Origin of the sequence: Vibrio sp. OPT24 (assembly GCF_015163545.1) — a bacterium.
GTDB lineage: Bacteria > Pseudomonadota > Gammaproteobacteria > Enterobacterales > Vibrionaceae > Vibrio > Vibrio cyclitrophicus.
Window position 1 is genome coordinate 324,085 of record NZ_JADDYI010000053.1, and the last position, 18,312, is coordinate 342,396.

The window sequence follows — 18,312 nt, forward strand, 5'->3', positions numbered from 1 at the left end:
AGATCCTCCAAGATCATCGCTTATCAGCAGCAAGCGCAATGTTTTTAACACCTGCACCTTTCGCGGCATCCATCACTTTAACAACAGTACCGTTGTAAGCGTGTTCATCCGCTTGAATAACCAAAGAAGCATCAGGTTGTTCTAGCAACAAGTGCTCTAACGTCGCTTGTACACGTTCAACATCAACGACACGCTTATCAATGAAAATGTCATTTGCAGATGTAATCGCGACAAAGATGCCCGCATCCTTTTGGCTAACTACGTTAGAAGCTTGTGGGCGATTGACTTCTACCCCTGATTCACGAACAAATGAACTGGTCACAATAAAGAAAATAAGCATGATAAAGACAATATCAAGCATCGAAGTAAGGTCTATTTGAGCCTCTTCGTTTTTAGAATGACGTCGACCGAGTCTCATCGTTGACTCCTTAAAGATTTTTCTAATTTTAATTCTAAGCGGTTACACACTTTCGCTAAACGTGCATGGACAAACATGCCCGCTAATGCAGCAACCATACCTGCCATGGTTGGCAGCGTTGCTAACGAGATACCTGAAGCCATCAATTTAGGGTCACTGCTGCCTTGTGTCGCCATAACATCAAAAACAGAGATCATACCGGTTACAGTGCCTAGCAAACCCAACATTGGACAAATAGCGACTAACAGCTTAATAAAATTCAAGTTTTGGTTAAGCAAGATACTCGCTTGCCCTAACCAACCTTCACGAATGGCTTTGGCATGCCAAGAAGAGTGATCTTCTCTTTCATGCCATTTCGCTATCCAAGCTTGGCGTTGCTTAGGAAAGTAGAACGCAAGATAAAGCACACGTTCAACCACAAGCACCCAATACACTAGGACAACAGCCGCTAGCCACCACAAGACGAAACCGCCCTGCTCCATAAAGCTTGATAAAGACAGCAGCCAGTCACTCGTTAACCAACTCGCTGGTAATAGAGAACCCGACAAAATATCCATTACGCAGCAGTCCCAACTGGTGAAACAACAGAGTTTGATTCAACGGTCTTTTCAGCCTGCTCAGCAACAAGACCAATACCTTGTTTCTCAAGAATATTACGAATGTTTTCCGCTTGAGTGCTAAGAATGTTGTGTGCCAGTAGAAGAGGCATTGCAGCAACCAGACCAAGTACCGTAGTTACAAGCGCCATCGAAATACCACCCGCCATTACTTTAGGGTCGCCATTACCAAACTGTGTGATCACTTGGAATGTTTCGATCATACCCGTTACCGTACCTAGAAGGCCCAACATTGGTGCTAATGCTGCCAATAGTTTAAGCATTGATAGGCCTTTCTCTAAATGAGTCTGCTCATCAACAACCGCTTCTAAAAGTCGTAACTCTAACGCTTCTACCGTTTGGTTTTGCTCTTTGTTGTAAACTGCAAGAACACGACCTAGAGGGTTGTCACCCGCTTGCTCTGGGTTCTTAAGTTGAGCGCGAATTTTCTGGCGAGCGATAACCAAAGAAATACCTCGAACCAATGCGATGATTAAACCAATTGCCAGCAGGCCAAGAATCACTTTACCAACCACACCACCCGCTTGTAGACGGTCAGTTAGGCTTGGCGTCAGTGCTAATTGCTCGAGCATGAACCCGCGAGAAGGATCGACAACGACATTAGATATGTCACCATTCGCAAGTGAAGAAAGTGACGCTAACGTTGGACCATTTGATGGCTGTTTCAGGTACGCAATTGCATCTTCACGCTGAGTGTTCCAGCTAACATAGCCTTGGTCTGTAACTAAGCCAATTGAACCTAAACGATAAGCGTCGACAGACTGTGTGTTGCCTTCGCCATTGATGAATGCAATTTGAGATTTGCTAAGCTCTGAGCTTGCTTGGATCTGTTCCACCATGCTCATCCACAAACCAGAAAGTTGTGGCATTGATGGCAGGGATTTAGCATCGATAATTTGGTCAACGGTCGCTGTGTGCTCAGCGCGATCAACGCTATTTACTGTTGAACTAAGCTCTGCACCTAGTTCTTTCGCGTTTTGACGAACGACACCGAACAACTCACCAAGGCTACCCGTTTCTAAACGCAATTTTTCTTCTAAACGAGCAAGCTTGTTTTCGTTGTCGCTGAAGGTTTGAGTAAGAACGTCTGTCGCATTTTGAACCGATGTACGTTTCGCTTCAAGCTCCGCTTTGATCGCTTTAAGTTCTTGTTCAGTCTTTTTAAAGTCAGCTTCACGAACTACGTTGTGAGAAGCTTGAGTACGGTTCTCTGATTTTGCTTTGTTAACGAGCTGAGCCGTTGAGTCGGAAGCTGAGAAAGCAGAAAATGAAAGTGACGTAATGCAAAGCAATACTGCTAATGGTTTTAAGTTCATTACTTAACCTCCGCAACAGTTAAAGAAACAGGTAAAGTAATCAAGCTTGGGGCTGCTTGTTGGCTAGCAATATCATACGCTTTATCGAGCTCAGATTTCATAGAAGAATCAAGTTCTTGCCACTGAGCATCTGTTTGATTCCAAGCCCAGTACTGGCTGCCATTTAGGTTACGAGCAACCAAAGAGATACGACCTAAGTGCAGAACATCTGCCTCGATCGTTTTATCACTCGCCAATGCGACACGACCTTGGTACACACCAAGCTTGATGCCGTAGTCCATCTCGATTTGGTATGCCTCTAGGATGCGACGGTATTTCTCTGCATCACTGACATCAGCACGAGTCATCATTGCTTGTAGCTTTTCAACTCTTTCTAGACGCTGCTCTTTCTTAATCGGAATATCTTGCTCGACTAACTGTTGAAGGCCATCGATCATTTGATACATCAAAGGTACAACACCTTGACGTGTGTATTTGATTTCGTCGATCTGCGCTTCAATGCTCTGAGCTTCTTTGTTTTGGCTATCAACCAATGCTGCAAGATGGTCGTGATAGATTTCTAGATTCCTCACTTCTTCTTGCAGACGCTCAATCTCAGCTTGCAGCATCAAGGTCGCTTGCGAACTTTTATCAATAACCTTTTGGCTTGAAGCCGACGCGTTATTGGTCTTATTTTGAATTGATTGAGCTTGATCCAAGCTGTTTGCCATAGAGGACGTTGCAATCAAACTGATGGCAAGTGCTAGGCTAGTTTTTAAAAGATTCATAATTGTAGTCATTTACTATAGAAGAAGGTCAAATGAGTTTTATTGATAAGCAGTCTCATTATCATTAAAAGTCACTCACATTACTAGGGATATTTTACGAAATAGCAGAATCACGAAAGGGGAAAGTAGAAACCCTCCCCTTAATATTTAGGCTAACAATAGTACCCTACTAACAAATTAGTATTTTACCTGTAACGTTGCCATGTAGTTGCGGCCTTCGCCAATAACTACGTCCTCAGCAAATTGGTGACTTGAAGAAGTAGAACCACCACCCGCTAGGTATTCTTTATCAAATACGTTCTCTACTGTTAGACGCGCTACGAAATCAAGAGAGTCGTCGTACTTAAGTGTGTATGCTGCGCCCATATCAACACGAGCGTAACCATCTTTCTTGAAAGTATTCGCATCATCACCGTAACGAGAGCCTTCATAGATAAGACCAAGGTTTACATCAACTTCATTTGTTGCGGCATAAGTAGACCAAACACTTGCTGCAAATTCAGGTACATCTACTGGACGATTGCCCGCGTATGTTTCATGATTAGCAATTTCCGCATCTAAGTACATTGCAGAACCAGACATTGAGAAGCGCTCTGAAATAAAGCCTTGTGCAGCTAGTTCAGCACCACGGTGAAGTTGTTCTCCGCCTTGTGTCTTCGTCCAATCACCTGATGCAGTGTCTTCTACATCCATCGAGATGTTTTCTTGCGTAATATCGAATACTGCGCCGGATACGAATAGACGCTCATCCATTAGCTCCCACTTAGTACCTACTTCATATGATACACCTGTTGCTGCATCAAGAAGTTGACCATCGTTGGTGTAGTTACGGCTTCCGCTAGAAACAACACCTTGTGGTTCGAAGCTTTCAGAATATGAAGCGTAGATGCTACCGTTTGATACTGGGTGGTAAATCACGCCAAGCTTAGGTGCTACGTTTTCTTCTGCAACGCCAGAACTTACTTTACGATCGAAACGGGCGCCTGCAAGAACTTGCCATTCGTCGTTGATAGTAATTAGATCTTGAATGTAGAAGCCCCAAGTATCGTAAGTGCTCATCTTACCTAGCGATGTTGCTCCTACTGAAGGTACTGGTACTGTTGCATCTGGTGCATATTCACCACTGCTGAAGCGATCCATACCACGGTAGTAGCTGTAACCTAACCAGTTAGCACCGAATAGTAATTGGTGTTCTGTGCCCGCAAGATCGGCGGTTGTCGTTAGATCTACGTAAGCCGTTCTAAAACGCCATTTGTCATGACGGTAGTTACCGCCTTGAGTAACGGTACCCGTACCGTCAGGGTTCATATTTGAAAAGCTTGGGTAGCTTTCCATATCGATACGTTCGAAATCTTGGTAGTTGAAACCTGTTTTCACTGACCATGTATCAGTTAGATTAGCAGCAATATCAAAACCTACGTTTTCAACATCATTTTCAATCTGTGACCACTGCGCATCCCAGATCTGTTTATCGTTACCAACTCGGTTACCATCCAGTGTGTATAGTGCACCAGAATCTACGCTACCTTCGTCGTTCGTCTTATCGTAATGAACGGAAACCGTTACGTCTTCAGTAACATCGTAATCAACATATACACCACCAACAAAACGTTCTGTTTGTGGCTCAGTACCATCTCCGTACTTTCTCCAAGAACCGTAACTTTCTTTAGATAGAATTGCGCGGCCGCGTAACGTTTCAGCATCGTTTAATGCGCCACTTACATCTAGAGTCGTGCGAGTGTGATCATTAGAACCGATGTCTTGGCTAAGACTTACTTGTGTATCGTAAGTTGGCTTCTTGCTTACCATGTTGATCAAACCACCTGGCGCAGAAATACCGTAAAGAAGGCCAGATGGTCCTTTAAGTACTTCAACACGCTCTAACAGTTCGATTGGTTGGCGGTAGTGAGACCAGTGTTGTTGGCCATTTTTCAGGAAGCCTGAAGAGCTCTCTACCGAGAAACCACGCAGAGAAAAACGCTCACGGTTACGACTAGTACCACCAGCACTGACACTCGCGTCATTCTTAAGAACGTCACCTAAGGTTGTTGCACGCTGTTCATCGATGATTTGCTCATCAATTACTGAAACTTGTCCCGGAGTCTCTAATTGAGTCGCCTCCATGCGCATTGCTGTTGTGTTCGTGTCGGCTTTGTAGCCGTAATCTCGACCTTCAACAACCATATGTTCATCTGTTTTTACTGTTTCTGCCAGTACTGCCGGTGAAACTAGTACCGCGCCGATCACTAAAGCCAATGGGCTCTTTGAAAACATGTCCTTTACTCCGATTTATTCTTTTATTCGAACACTTTTTATTTTGTTGTGTCCGTTGTTGTCCCGTTTCCGGTACCACTGAGTCATTTCGGAGGTGAATATAAGTGATAATTATTACCATTTGCATTAAATTTACATTCTTTGCATTCGTAAAGTTTTGTAAAGCGCTTAGAAAGACTTTGTCCTCTCCACCAGAAATTGTCGTTCAACACATCATTTAATCCTCTGACTTAATGATTCATTCACAAATAAGTGCACAACACTTTATTACAAGGTTATTTGCTCCATCAATCCAATCCCAAAACCGATAAGAAAACCTTCTATCTTATTTACTACCTTTGAAACGATGTTTTTATGTATAAAAGCCTCGATAAATGTAAATAAATAGTGAATAAATTTAATTACACTTGTTTATTTTACAAATTTATCAGTGATTTTGATCACATCTATAATGCCTAAGCAATTTTTTGTTTTTCGATTTAATCAACCGACTGCTAATCTCCTGCTCACTTTGAAAAGGTGTCAAAGTTATAAATAATAAGGAGTGTTCTAAATGAATACCAAGAAACCTATGTCTCTGACTGGACGAGTTATCCTCGGTATGGTCGTAGGTATATTTACGGGATTTGCCATTCAATCTCTTTTTGCAGACAGCGGATTTGTTAACAACTACATCGTTAACGGACTCTTTGAAGTAGGCGGACAAATCTTTGTCGCCAGTTTGAAAATGCTTGTTGTTCCACTAGTCTTCGTTTCACTAGTGTGTGGTACAAGCTCACTGAAAGACCTATCAACTCTTGGTCGTATGGGCGGTAAGACGTTAGCACTTTATATCGGTACGACTGCCGTTGCTATCACACTGGCTCTGACTATCGGTAACTTATTCCAGCCAGGAGCAGGTGCAGATCTTACTGCTGCAAGCTCTTTCAAGTCAGCGGACGCACCATCTTTGGGTCAAGTCATCATCGACATGTTCCCTACTAACCCTATCCAGGCGATGGCTGAAGGAAAAACACTGCAAGTTATCGTTTTTGCCGTGTTGTTTGGTATTGCTATTAGTGCTGCAGGTAAGCCAGGCGAACGTATCGCTGCGGTTTTCTCAGATCTGAATGAAGTTATCATGAAGCTAGTAGCGCTACTAATGAACCTAGCTCCTTACGGTGTGTTCTTCTTAATGGCAAAACTGTTTTCAGGTCTTGGCTTAGGTGCAATTTGGAACTTAGCAGAATACTTCTTAGTGCTTGCTGGTACCCTACTTCTGCACGGTTTGGTTACCTACAGTGCGATGTTGAAAGGTTTCACCGGTTTAAGTCCTATTACGTTCTTACGTAAGATGGAAGATGCAATCATGTTTGCATTCTCAACGGCTTCTTCGAACGCAACCATTCCAGTAACAATGGAAACAGCTAAGAACCGCATGGGTGTAGACAATAAAGTAGCATCATTCACTGTACCCCTAGGTGCAACTGTGAACATGGATGGTACGGCTATCATGCAAGGTGTTGCGACAGCGTTTATCGCACAGGCATACAACATTGACCTTACTATGGGTGACTACCTGATGGTTATCCTAACGGCGACATTAGCGTCTGTTGGTACAGCGGGTGTTCCAGGTGTTGGCCTTGTTATGCTGGCGATGGTATTGAACCAAGTAGGCCTACCGCTTGAAGGTATCGCGCTTATCATGGGTGTTGACCGTCTTCTTGACATGATTCGTACAGCAGTAAACATCACAGGTGATAGTGCCGTAACGATCATCGTTGCGAAGTCTGAAGGTTCTTTCGACGAAGCTCGCTTTAACGACCCAGCAGCTGGCGAGAAAGAAGAAGAAGTTAAACTAGCACGCCAACAGGCATAATCTAGCTTCTTTGATGCTCTTGCTTTTAAGTTAAGGCGTAATTAATGGCTATGCCTTAGCTGATAAAAATAAAACGCCACTGCATCTGCAGTGGCGTTTTTTATTGTGTATTGTTTTACAGGGACGGGCAGCTAATCGGCGATTGGGAACATCAGGTTTACTCTAAGGCCTCCACTGTCTCTATTCTCAGCAGTAACGTGCCCATTCATCACGCCCATTGCTTCTTTAACAATCGCAAGGCCTAAGCCGTAACCACCGGATTGTTTATCTCTGGCTGACTCTATCCGTGTAAACGGGTCAAAAATGCCTGCAATCTTGCTATGAGGAATGCCTTCACCATCATCTTCTACACATATGACACTGTAACTTTTATCGATAACGAGTTCGCGCGTTGATATAACGATATGAGCATTCTCGCCAGCGTACTTAATAGCATTACCAACCAAATTTCCAATAACTCTTAAAAGCAGTCGCTCATCAACGTTAACCATCGGCGTAGGCATCGTTAGATCACTAACCAAAGTTTGATTCGGTTTTAAGTCGTTTTGCATCTGCGCGATCAACATCGAGCAATAGTGCTCGAGGTGCATCAGGCTAAATTTGGAATCATAACGAGAGGTTTCTAAGCGGCTAAACTCGAGTATTTCGCCCACCAGCTTATTCATCTCTTCTGTTTCGCTTTCCATACGATCTAGTAAGCCTATACTCTTCTCATCAACTTTATTACGCAATAAGTGCAATGCGAGGTTCTGCCTTGCTAATGGAGTCCTGAGTTCATGAGAGACATCTCGTATTAATCGACGCTGCTTCTCTGCGAGAGATTTGATCTCAAACGTCATGTGATCAAAATCCACTGCTAATTCATTAAATTCTCGTGTATTTGATTTCAATTCAGAGACGACTTGTACCGAAAAGTCACCTTCCGCTAAACGTCGACTCGCTTCTCGCAAACGATCCAAAGGTTGTTGTAGCCTACGCGCCATAATTAAAGAGAACAAAGACAGGATGATGAAAGCGATAAAGACCTTCATTAAGGACGAGTACAAACCAAACGACTTAGCGGGATGGAACCGGTGCGGTAATTGGATAACTAGGCTTTTACCGTCATTTAAAGGTAGGCCAAATATCGGCCGATTCACAACGGCATCCAATTGATGATCTAACGTTCTTAAGAAACGCAACTTGAATTCAAAGTGTGGGTGCATGTGCCTATGTGTGATCGGGTGATTGTCTTTTCCCAAAACAAATAGGTAATACTGCTGAGCGTTTGCCCAGTCGGCAAGTTCATCCATGTCCCCTTCTTCGATTAACACATTAGCTTGATATGCGAGGTCTAGCATCTCGTGCTTCACAGAGTCTGGGACTTTTAGTAATGCCTTCATCAAGGCCTTCTCAGCTACAGCTTGGAAAATAAAAATGCTGATAATGATAATCGTCAGGTACGAGAAAAGTTGGAATGTTAAACCATCTTTACGCTTGGCGATAAAGTCAGGACAACGCAGCAGTTTTTTACTCATGCTCCTAACGACTCTAGGTAACTGTAACCTTTACCACGAACAGTTTTAATATGTTGTTTTGACAAGCCCGCCTGCACAAGCTTTCGGCGTATATTGCTGATATGCATGTCCAAATTACGATCAAAAGGACACAGTTCTTTCTTAAGTACATGGATTTGGAGATCAGATTTGGAGACAACGATGCCATCATTTTTAACGAGATAATCGAGCAAGTCTTTTTCAGTACCGGTTAACGGTAAACGAGCCAACTGCTCGCCTAATCCCTGATTGGATGAAGCCAAAGATTGCCTCTGACGTTCAAATCCTACTCTTCGTAAGATAACCTTAATGCGAGTCAACAACTCAGGAACGTTGAAAGGTTTGGCTATGTATTGGTCTGCGCCAGCTTGATAACCATCTAACATTGAAGCGTCATCATTAAGAGCCGTCAACATGAGAATGGGCGTTGCGAAACGCTGACAAATGCGTCTTGCCACTTGTATCCCACTGAGGTTAGGTAGCATTACATCAAGCAAGACTAAATCAACGGGATGAGATTGGATAAACTCAAGCGCAGACTCACCACAATGAACGGTATCGACGTGATACCCTTCATTCTCCAACACTTCACCCAACAATTCACATAACTGAATATCATCATCAACAACTAAAACGCGCGACATCATACAAACCGATAAATAATAATAGTTTGCATTCTAATTATCGTTATTATTGATTTCAATTATAAAATGCGAGATTTCTCTTATAGTAAGAAATCTTTTTCAATCGGTACAAATTTTGAGGCAGAATCGATAAGATTTTGAGCCGTTAATCCGGGAACGCCGTATACTTCAACAGGTTTACCAAAGCGCTCTTTAATTCGTTCAACCAAGATTTCGAAATCACCATCACCTGATACCAAAACAATTGTATCAACCGTCTCGGCAAGTTCTATCGCATCTAACGCAATGCCTACATCCCAATCCCCTTTTGCGCTGCCGTCTCGGCGCTGGATAAACGGTTTTAACTTCACATTAAAGCCAACACCGCGAAGAATATGGTGAAATTGACGCTGTTTAGGATCTTGACTAGAGATAGCGTAGGCATTGGCTGCAATTACGTTACGTCCTTCCGTGGCAACATACCAAAACTGGTTATAGTCGAAGTTAGAACGGTATTTATCGCGTGTCGTATAGTAAACGTTCTGAACGTCGACCAAAATTGCTATATTTTCCATAAATTCATACCTTTAGATTTTCCGTATACCCTATTCTATTCAATTGTGAAATGCGAGTCGCTTTATTTAATAAAATGAACCTGTTGGCTATCGTTAACGTAAGTTCACCTATACCAAAGCGATCTATGCTCGATGTTCCCCGATAGAATTGGAATGTAGTGGTGTTGGATTCTACACTTTATAGAGAGAGTTGTTAGTTCGCTCTTGAGCAAAGGCTTATTAAATGGAGTTTGGCTATGCAACAACGACAGATACTCAAATCATTCTCAAACATCGTCCTACCAAGCCGATGGCGAGGAACAAGCGATTCATACAACACAAGTTGGTGGTTTTCGCTACTAACACTACTGACTATCAGTACGGTATTAATTATGAGCTTAACGATCAACTCGGCCTTTGCTTATCCTGTCTACTCTCATTCAAAAGTTTTACCACATCGAAGTGTGATTTATTTTGCTCCCACTGAAGACTCAGTGGTTAAAGACTTTTTAAACGAAGTTCTAATTAATAATTGTCAATTGGACGAGCGAGATGTCGTCGTCATGGTAATTGCAGAAAGTGGTTACACCGTTCCGACTTGGCTAAATGAAGAGTTCAATCTAAAGGCCGTTACCAACAGCTATCAGATCCCTAAAGGGTCACATACGGCTGTTTTAATAGGAAAAGACGGAAAAGAAAAACATAGATGGAATGGAAAAACAGATTGGAATTTGCTTACCAACCTCATTGACGAGATGCCAATGAGACAGCAAGAAATGCAGCGACAAAATAGCCGCTGCAGTATTTAATCCGCTTTTAGTCAACCTGAGAGCAAGTCGGCTATCTATTGACTTAATTAAGGATTGAGCCAGTTACCAGTTACCAGTTACCAGTTACACGCTAAACTTGTTCTTTAAACCAAGCTAGCTTTTCATGAAGTTGAGCGACACTGCCTACAACAATCAAAGCTGGGCTTTTTGCCTGACTAGCTAAATTCGCCAAGTCACTTAGCCCACCGCGAAACACCTTCTGTTCCTTACGTGTACCATTTTCAATAATGGCAACAGGCATATCAGCACGCATACCATTCTCAAACAGATTCTTTTGAATATTAGGGCTCTCTTTTAAGCCCATGTAAAACACGATGGTGTGGTTGTGTTGAGCAAGTGAACGCCAGTCAATATCTTCGCCATCCTTCTTCAGGTGGCCCGTAATAAACTGAACGCTTTGCGCATGATCTCGATGCGTCAGTGGAATACCAGCATAGGCAGTGGCACCAGCTGCAGCGGTAATGCCAGGAATGACTTCAAATTTTACGTCATTTTCGGCAAGTGTTTCACACTCCTCACCACCACGCCCAAAGATAAACGAATCTCCACCTTTAAGGCGCACTACGTGCTTATTTTCTTGCGCTTTAGTAACAAGTAGTTGGTTGATCTGATCTTGTGGTACACAGTGGTGATCTAGCTTTTTGCCCACATACAGCATTTCTGCCTCTGAGTTTGCCATAGCCAAGATATCTTTTGATACCAAACGGTCGTAAACCAAAACATCGGCTTGTTGAATAACACGCGCCGCTTTAACCGTTAATAAATCGGGATCACCTGGACCCGCACCCACTAATGAAACAAATCCTTTGTTTCCTGTATTAACATTCGATGGCGATACTTCTGACATGCTTTGCTCCGAAAGTTAGCTTGTTATATTTCAAGCTTAATTCTGTTTAGCCACCCACAGTAAAATTCTATGAGTTACCAATATCCCTACCTCTAGACTACCAGTTGTTTCGATAAAACTTCACGATTAATTCTAAACAAGATAGAAGTTTATATAACAAAACAATCTATTACGGCCCAAATAGATCATCGATTCCCTTAACATCGATGGTTATTAGGCCTCCCAATAGGCTAAGTCTTAACTTCGAAATACGATCAAAAAAGCCCCAAACATGATGCGAGGGGCTGATTAATTTTGTTTTAACTGCTAGCTCTATTCAACAGAGGTAGTCAATTACTTAGCACCTAGAGAAGGAGCAGTTCTAGCGTGTGTTAGGAACAAAGGAACACATGCTAAGAAAAGACCACCAACGATGTTACCTAGGATGGTTGGGATAAGGTTGAAGTTCAACCAAGTTGCGATACCGAAGTCAGCGCCAAGAATCATACCTAGTGGGAATAGGAACATATTTACTACTGTGTGCTCAAAGACTAGTGCGAAGAAGATGAAGATTGGGAACCACATCATCGCTACACGGCCAGACACTGTGCGCGCAGTCATGTTACCGATCACACCTAGGCATACCATTAGGTTACAGAAGATGCCGCGCACGAAACACGTGATCCACCCGTCCATGCCCATGTTTTCAAAACCTAAGCTACGACCAGTAGAAACAGCAATGAACTTTTGAGCAACTGCGTTTGGTTCAAGGGAGAAATTACCCGTTAGTGATACTGCAACAAGGAAAGCGACAATTAGAGAACCGATTAGGTTCCCAAGGCCAACAAGGCCCCAACAACGTAAAACACGACCCCAACTAATGCCAGGGCGATTGTCGAATTTCGCTAGAGGTGCCAAGCCAAATACGCCAGTAACCAAGTCGTAACCCATCACACTTAAAATAACAAATCCGACTGGGAACACTAGTGCGCCAACAATACCAATACCTGTTTGTACGATAGTTGTAATAGCAACAACAACAGCAAGAGAAAGAATGATACCTGCCATTGTACTTCGAATCAGAAGATCACGCGTACTTGTCTTTGTTTTAGCTTCACCCACATCGATCATCGTTTGAACGAATTCAGCTGGTTTGAAATCAGGAGACATAAGGTTGTCCTTAAAAAAGTTAAAAGTAAAAATTGGATAGGAAAAGGTTCTAGTTGCCGAATTAAGGCAATACCGGGAACTAGAACCCTTGATCTATCGAATCTTGCGATTTAACTGACTAGGTCGATGTTAAACTAAGCAGCGATTTCAACCGCACCTTTAGTTACGCGAACTTTGTACGCTTTTACGCTGAAGCTCTCATCTTCCATACACACGCCAGTTGTGAGATTAAAGCGTTGCTTCTTAAGTGGGCTCGCCACCCAAAGCTCACCTTTGTGCTCAACCGTTAAACCACGAGATAAAACGTTTGATTGGAAAAACGGATCAGTATTACTAATAGCAAACACTTCTTCGGCTTTAGTTGGGCGGAAAATAGCAACTTGCTCACCACCAACCAATGCACAAACACCGGTACCTGGAATAATATCTTCGATCTTACAAACTTTGGTAAATGCCATGATGTCGTCTCCCAATTAAACCAGTTCAACGTGAAGGATGTCGCCCTTCGCTTCTGGGTGTTTTTCTGTGAATGTTGCTGGGCGGTGTTGTTCACGGCCATCATCAACGAATACAACGTTCTCATCACGGTCATCGGCATTGATGAAGTGGGCAAAGCGCTTAAGTTGAGCTTCGTCGTTGATAGTATCAGTCCACTCACAAGCAAAGTTATCAACTAGGCCAGCGATGTCAGCTTCAAGTTGATCGTTAAGGCCAAGTTTGTCGTCAACAATGACTTCACGTAAATATTCAACACCACCTTCTAGGTTATCCATCCATACCGAAGTACGTTGCAGTGGCGCAGCCGTGCGGATGTAGAACGTCATGAAACGATCGATGTATTTGATCAGCGTTTCTTGGTCTAGGTCGCTTGCTAGTAGGTCTGCGTGACGAGGCTTCATACCACCGTTACCACATACATACATGTTCCAACCAGCATCCGTTGCGATGATACCTAAGTCTTTACCTTGCGCTTCGGCACACTCACGAGTACAGCCAGATACACCAAACTTCATCTTATGAGGCGTACGGATACCTTTGTAACGGTTCTCGATCATCACGCCTAGGCCAACTGAATCTTGAACGCCGTAACGACACCACGTTGAGCCTACACACGTCTTAGCCATACGTAGTGCTTTTGCGTAAGCTTGACCCGTTTCGTAACCTGCAGCAATTAGCTTCTTCCAGATTGCTGGTAAGTCATCTTTCTGAGCACCAAATAGACCGATACGCTGTGCACCTGTGATCTTGGTATACAGGTTGTACTCAGCCGCAACATCAGCCAAAACACTTAGAGCTTGAGGCGTTACTTCACCACCCGCCATGCGAGGAATAACTGAGTAAGTACCGTCTTTCTGGATGTTACCCAGGAAATTGTCATTGGTATCATGCAGTTTCACTAGCTCTGGCTTAAGGATGTGTTCACCCCAGCAAGAAGCAAGAATAGAACCCACTAGAGGTTTGCACACCTCACAGCCGTAGCCTTTACCGTATTTTTCTAGTAGTTCATCGAATGTTTTGATTTCTTCGATACGGATCAGATGGAAAAGCTCTTGGCGAGAGTAAGCAAAGTGATCACAAACGTCATTTTTTACTTCAACACCTGCTTTAGCAAGCTCAGCATTTAGTACTGAAGTTACTAACGGGATACAACCACCACAGCCAGTACCTGCGCCTGTTACTGCTTTAATATCACCAATTGTGTGATGACCTTCAGCAACCGCTTGTGCAATCTTGCCTTTGGTTACATCGAAACAAGAACAGATAACTGCAGTTTCAGGTAGAGAATCCGCGCCAAGGGTTGGTTTTTCTGCACCCGCATGAGCAGGAAGAATCAATGCATCTGGGTGTTCTGGTAGATCGATTTCGTTCAACATAAGTTGAAGAAGATCACCATAATCAGAAGTATCCCCTACCATTACTGCACCAAGAAGCTTCTTGTTGTCTTCAGAAACGATTAGGCGTTTGTAAATTTCCTGCTCTTCGTTTTGATAAACGTAGCTCTTACAACCTGGAGTTCGACCATTTGCATCGCCGATTGAACCTACTTTTACGCCCAGAAGCTTAAGCTTCGCAGACATGTCAGCACCTTCAAATGTGCTTTCGTTACCTACAATGTGATCGACTGCAACAGTCGCCATTTTGTAACCTGGAGCCACTAGGCCATAGAAAGTTTGGTTCCAAGACGCACACTCGCCGATGGCATAGATATCTTTATCCGTTGTTTGACAGTGATCGTTGATCTCGATACCGCCACGAGGTGCAATACCCAAACCCATTTGACGAGCAAGTTTGTCCTGTGGACGAATACCGGCAGAAAATACGATAAAATCTGCTTCAAGTTCTGTTCCGTCAGCAAAACGCATTACGTTACGAGCTTCAGTGCCTTCAGGAGCAATTTCAAGCGTGTTCTTGCTTGTATGTACGTTTACGCCCATACGTTCGATTTTTTGACGAAGTTGGTTACCACCAGCTAGGTCAAGTTGCTCAGCCATCAACTTAGGAGCAAACTCAACCACATGTGTTGTCACGCCAAGTGCTTTTAGAGCGCCTGCTGCTTCAAGACCAAGTAAACCACCACCAACAACAACACCAGATTTTGAATTCTTAGCGGTTGCTTCAATAGCTTTCAGATCTTCGATGGTACGGTAAACAAAGCAGTCTTTACCTTCGTTGCCTTTAATTGGCGGAACGAAAGGGAAAGAGCCAGTAGCAAGAACAAGTTTGTCGTATTGAATTTCACGGCCAGTGCTCGAGTAAACTGTTTTTTTCTCACGATTAACGTTAATTGCACGCTCACCGATCAGCATGTTAATGCCGTGTTTCTCGTAGAAACCTTCTTTAACTAAAGAAAGTTCATCCGCAGTATGGTGTGAAAAATAAGAAGAAAGGTGTACACGATCGTACGCAACACGTGGCTCTTCACAGAACACAGTAATGTCCATGTTCGCAACATCTGTCTTCTCGACTAAATCTTCGATATAGCGATGACCGACCATCCCGTTACCGATTACGACTAGCTTCATCTTGCTCATAAGAATTCCTGAAGGTTATATATTTCTTAACTAACCGAATAATGAATTATGAAAGAAAATGAAAATATGATGTAAATCAATTACGAAATCGAACTACCCGAAAGGGGTAGAACAAAAGAGGTAGATGTGCTTAATTTTAACGCAAAGCAAACGAATAACCGTAGTTTTGATAGGGTTTAGAGGGGTTTTATATACACTTTAGTGCATCAATCATTGTGTTGTAAATTTTCACAATAGATTAGCAATAACATAATTGAATGACAATCATTTTCATTTAATTGCACAAGAAGTGTAATATGGTATGAAAGGGTTACAGCTTCATGATCAACTATGTATAAATATGAATAACTTAATGATTCGAATCACAACCGCTGTTTTCCAACACTCCCCCCCACTCCATTTACATACATCTCGGTCAGTTAACAGGTGTATTTGTTTGCTTAGTAACCGTAGACATTGAGAAGAGACATTTTACAACTCAAGACGCATCACAAGGTTCTGAGACAACGAATCAAACTTGCCAGTTGCCTATTTCCAAAGATGTAATGAGTCGCTTCAAACTAAGCTTGATCTGGTCTAAATCACGTACTCAGACACTGCCTTCCCTGAGTTATACACGATTTGTGACAGTGCAAACCCTCATGTATAGGTAAAGAAAACTATTCGATCTTCCTAGGAGAATGAAACAGGGAGCCGCGTGCTCGATTTCTTATTTAATAGTTTGGACATGTTATTGATTAAATTAAGCTTTCTAGATTCGGCCTTCGCCACCGATCAGGTATTTTATCTACGACATAACGTTTGAAAGCCTAACCAATTGATGTTAAACATGCAGTTTACAAAATAACAACAAGATCTTTCAATGGATCTGCCCCATTGCCTGCTGGCTAGGTACCTCTATGACAAAAAATACTCAACACCTTCAACGCTCCTCGACTGAGTTACACGAGTTTACACGTATCGACGTCTGGAACGGCTTCACACAGCTTCTTCCTCTTTCTATGTTTGTGATCGTATTTGGCCTCGCATTCGGTGTTGCTGCTGTACAAACTGGACTAGATGCATTTCCAACTATGTTAATGAGCACACTTGTTTTTGCAGGTGCTTCACAGTTTGCTACGTTGGATATGTGGGGAGCAGAAGTACCCCTTATTCCAGTTCTTATTACCGTATTCGCGATCAATGCTCGTCATCTTTTGATGGGGGCGACACTATATCCTTGGTTACGTCAACTTCCTCCGACAAAACGATATGGTGTGATGTTGATAGCTTCGGACGCAAACTGGGCAATGGCACTCCATGCATTTGGGAGGAAGGAGCCCGGTTTTGGATTGCTCGTTGGTGGTGGTTTAGCACTTTGGTCGTTTTGGATCATTGGCACTTGGGTTGGCATATACTTTGGTAGCGCAATCCAAGATCCTGTCGGCCTTGGTCTCGATATGGTTATGGGTTGTTTTTTACTTTCCATGGTCGTCGTTGGACCTAAAAGTTTAAGAATTTTTACTATTTGGACCTCAGCAGCAGCATCTTCAATGTTGGCATATTGGTATTTACCTGAAAACAGCCATGTTGTAGTTGGTGCTATCTCAGGTGGAGTCTTGGGAGCTTGTTGGAAGGAGAAGAAATCATGAATATCGAAACAAATGTTGGTGGTACATTATTGATAATCATTGCAATGGCATTAGTCACATTAGCAACACGCTGGGGTGGTGTGTATGTCATGTCATTTGTTCCAATTAGCGAGCGTGTTCAACGTTTTATTACAGCGATGTCAGGTTCTGTATTAGTCGCCCTTCTAACACCTCTTGCCGTAGAAGGTGACAACGGAGCTAGAGCGGCACTATTTTCTACAGCACTCGTCATGTTCGTCGTTAAAAAACCTCTACCAGCAATCGCAGCAGGAATCATTGCCGCAGCGGCAGTACGATCTTTTTAGCTGTTATCAATACTACGACACTCCCTCAAATAGCTAAGCCTTGATAACATATTTCGATGCTATCAAGGCTAGCCCCATACCTAAAAGTGACTGATATAACCCATTGAAGATAGAAAGATTAATAAACTTATCAATTTTCAGATACAAAAAAACCAGCTTTCGCTGGTTTTGAGTTGATGATTTTTACACTGAGATATCGTAATTACCATATCTGAATAATTTGGAGCGATACATCGGGTTCGAACCGATGACCTCAACCTTGGCAAGGTTGCGCTCTACCAACTGAGCTAGTATCGCATTGTCATTCTTCTACTCTTCCCTTTGCCTAGGCAAAAAGAAGAAAGAGAATGGAGGCGCCTCCCGGAGTCGAACCGAGGTCCACGGATTTGCAATCCGCTGCATAGCCACTCTGCCAAGGCGCCTTCAATGAGTGTTTTAAGAGAACTACTCTGTTGATCTCTACCAAAAGTAGCAATCAAATAGATGGTGCCCCGGGCCGGACTTGAACCGGCACAGCGCGAACGCCGAGGGATTTTAAATCCCTTGTGTCTACCAA

At 43.0% G+C, this 18,312-nt stretch carries 16 protein-coding genes and 2 tRNA genes; 4 read left to right on the forward strand and 14 right to left on the reverse strand.

Annotated elements, in window-relative coordinates:
- Positions 1–13 precede the first annotated feature (13 nt).
- From IQO02_RS15140 to IQO02_RS15160, 5 genes are all read right to left on the reverse strand, one after another.
- Positions 14–418: an ExbD/TolR family protein gene (locus tag IQO02_RS15140; RefSeq protein WP_004739212.1), complete on the reverse strand. Its 405-nt coding sequence runs from the start codon at positions 416–418 to the stop codon at positions 14–16.
- Positions 415–975, reverse strand: a complete 561-nt coding sequence (locus IQO02_RS15145) for a MotA/TolQ/ExbB proton channel family protein (protein ID WP_010429842.1) — start codon at positions 973–975, stop codon at positions 415–417. Before IQO02_RS15145 ends, IQO02_RS15140 begins: the two co-directional genes overlap by 4 nt.
- A complete protein-coding gene (locus tag IQO02_RS15150) occupies positions 975–2,351 on the reverse strand; it encodes a MotA/TolQ/ExbB proton channel family protein (protein ID WP_016795350.1) in 1,377 nt (458 codons plus the stop codon). The genes IQO02_RS15145 and IQO02_RS15150 overlap by 1 nt, the downstream gene beginning before the upstream one ends.
- On the reverse strand, positions 2,351–3,118 hold the full coding sequence (locus IQO02_RS15155) for a DUF3450 domain-containing protein (RefSeq protein WP_016795348.1): 768 nt from the start codon (positions 3,116–3,118) through the stop codon (positions 2,351–2,353). Before IQO02_RS15155 ends, IQO02_RS15150 begins: the two co-directional genes overlap by 1 nt.
- A 177-nt stretch (positions 3,119–3,295) precedes the next feature.
- Positions 3,296–5,392 (reverse strand): TonB-dependent siderophore receptor, encoded by a 2,097-nt coding sequence (locus tag IQO02_RS15160; RefSeq protein ID WP_016795347.1) that lies wholly within the window; start codon positions 5,390–5,392, stop codon positions 3,296–3,298.
- Positions 5,393–5,945: 553 nt separating this feature from the next.
- Here IQO02_RS15160 and IQO02_RS15165 point away from each other — a divergent pair.
- Entirely contained in the window at positions 5,946–7,250 is a 1,305-nt protein-coding gene (locus IQO02_RS15165) for a dicarboxylate/amino acid:cation symporter (protein ID WP_010429854.1), read from the forward strand.
- Between the two features lie 131 nt (positions 7,251–7,381).
- On the opposite strand, the gene IQO02_RS15170 is transcribed toward IQO02_RS15165, so the two are convergent.
- The 3 genes from IQO02_RS15170 to IQO02_RS15180 form a co-directional block, all read right to left on the reverse strand.
- Complete coding sequence (locus IQO02_RS15170; RefSeq protein ID WP_010429856.1) at positions 7,382–8,767, reverse strand: sensor histidine kinase; 1,386 nt, start codon at positions 8,765–8,767, stop codon at positions 7,382–7,384.
- Entirely contained in the window at positions 8,764–9,429 is a 666-nt protein-coding gene (locus IQO02_RS15175; RefSeq protein ID WP_016785287.1) for a response regulator transcription factor, read from the reverse strand. Before IQO02_RS15175 ends, IQO02_RS15170 begins: the two co-directional genes overlap by 4 nt.
- A gap of 80 nt (positions 9,430–9,509) precedes the next feature.
- Complete coding sequence (locus IQO02_RS15180; RefSeq protein WP_010429860.1) at positions 9,510–9,983, reverse strand: NYN domain-containing protein; 474 nt, start codon at positions 9,981–9,983, stop codon at positions 9,510–9,512.
- A 236-nt stretch (positions 9,984–10,219) separates the two neighbouring features.
- Between IQO02_RS15180 and IQO02_RS15185 the strand changes: the two genes are divergently transcribed.
- Positions 10,220–10,771, forward strand: coding sequence for a DUF4174 domain-containing protein (locus IQO02_RS15185; RefSeq protein ID WP_016792856.1), 552 nt, complete (start codon positions 10,220–10,222; stop codon positions 10,769–10,771).
- A 91-nt stretch (positions 10,772–10,862) separates the two neighbouring features.
- Here IQO02_RS15185 and cobA read toward each other — a convergent pair whose 3' ends face one another.
- The 4 genes from cobA to nirB all read right to left on the reverse strand — a co-directional run bounded on the left by cobA (position 10,863) and on the right by nirB (position 15,820).
- A complete protein-coding gene (cobA, locus tag IQO02_RS15190) occupies positions 10,863–11,639 on the reverse strand; it encodes a uroporphyrinogen-III C-methyltransferase (RefSeq protein WP_016767164.1) in 777 nt (258 codons plus the stop codon).
- Positions 11,640–11,972: 333 nt separating this feature from the next.
- The gene (locus IQO02_RS15195; RefSeq protein ID WP_016796331.1) at positions 11,973–12,788 is read right to left on the reverse strand and encodes a formate/nitrite transporter family protein; all 816 of its coding nucleotides are present in this window, start codon (positions 12,786–12,788) and stop codon (positions 11,973–11,975) included.
- 134 nt (positions 12,789–12,922) lie between these two features.
- Positions 12,923–13,246, reverse strand: coding sequence for a nitrite reductase small subunit NirD (gene nirD / locus IQO02_RS15200; protein ID WP_016792855.1), 324 nt, complete (start codon positions 13,244–13,246; stop codon positions 12,923–12,925).
- 15 nt (positions 13,247–13,261) lie between these two features.
- Positions 13,262–15,820 carry a nitrite reductase large subunit NirB gene (nirB, locus tag IQO02_RS15205; RefSeq protein ID WP_102282421.1) on the reverse strand — a complete coding sequence of 853 codons (2,559 nt, stop codon included), beginning with the start codon at positions 15,818–15,820 and terminating at the stop codon, positions 13,262–13,264.
- A gap of 899 nt (positions 15,821–16,719) precedes the next feature.
- Here nirB and IQO02_RS15210 point away from each other — a divergent pair.
- A complete protein-coding gene (locus IQO02_RS15210) occupies positions 16,720–17,451 on the forward strand; it encodes an AzlC family ABC transporter permease (RefSeq protein WP_016789131.1) in 732 nt (243 codons plus the stop codon).
- Complete coding sequence (locus tag IQO02_RS15215; RefSeq protein WP_010429877.1) at positions 17,448–17,756, forward strand: AzlD family protein; 309 nt, start codon at positions 17,448–17,450, stop codon at positions 17,754–17,756. Before IQO02_RS15210 ends, IQO02_RS15215 begins: the two co-directional genes overlap by 4 nt.
- Before the next feature lie 221 nt (positions 17,757–17,977).
- Here the strand turns inward: IQO02_RS15215 and IQO02_RS15220 are convergent.
- Positions 17,978–18,053 (reverse strand) — tRNA-Gly (locus IQO02_RS15220).
- Between the two features lie 51 nt (positions 18,054–18,104).
- Positions 18,105–18,178, reverse strand: a tRNA-Cys gene (locus IQO02_RS15225).
- Positions 18,179–18,312: the final 134 nt, after the last annotated feature.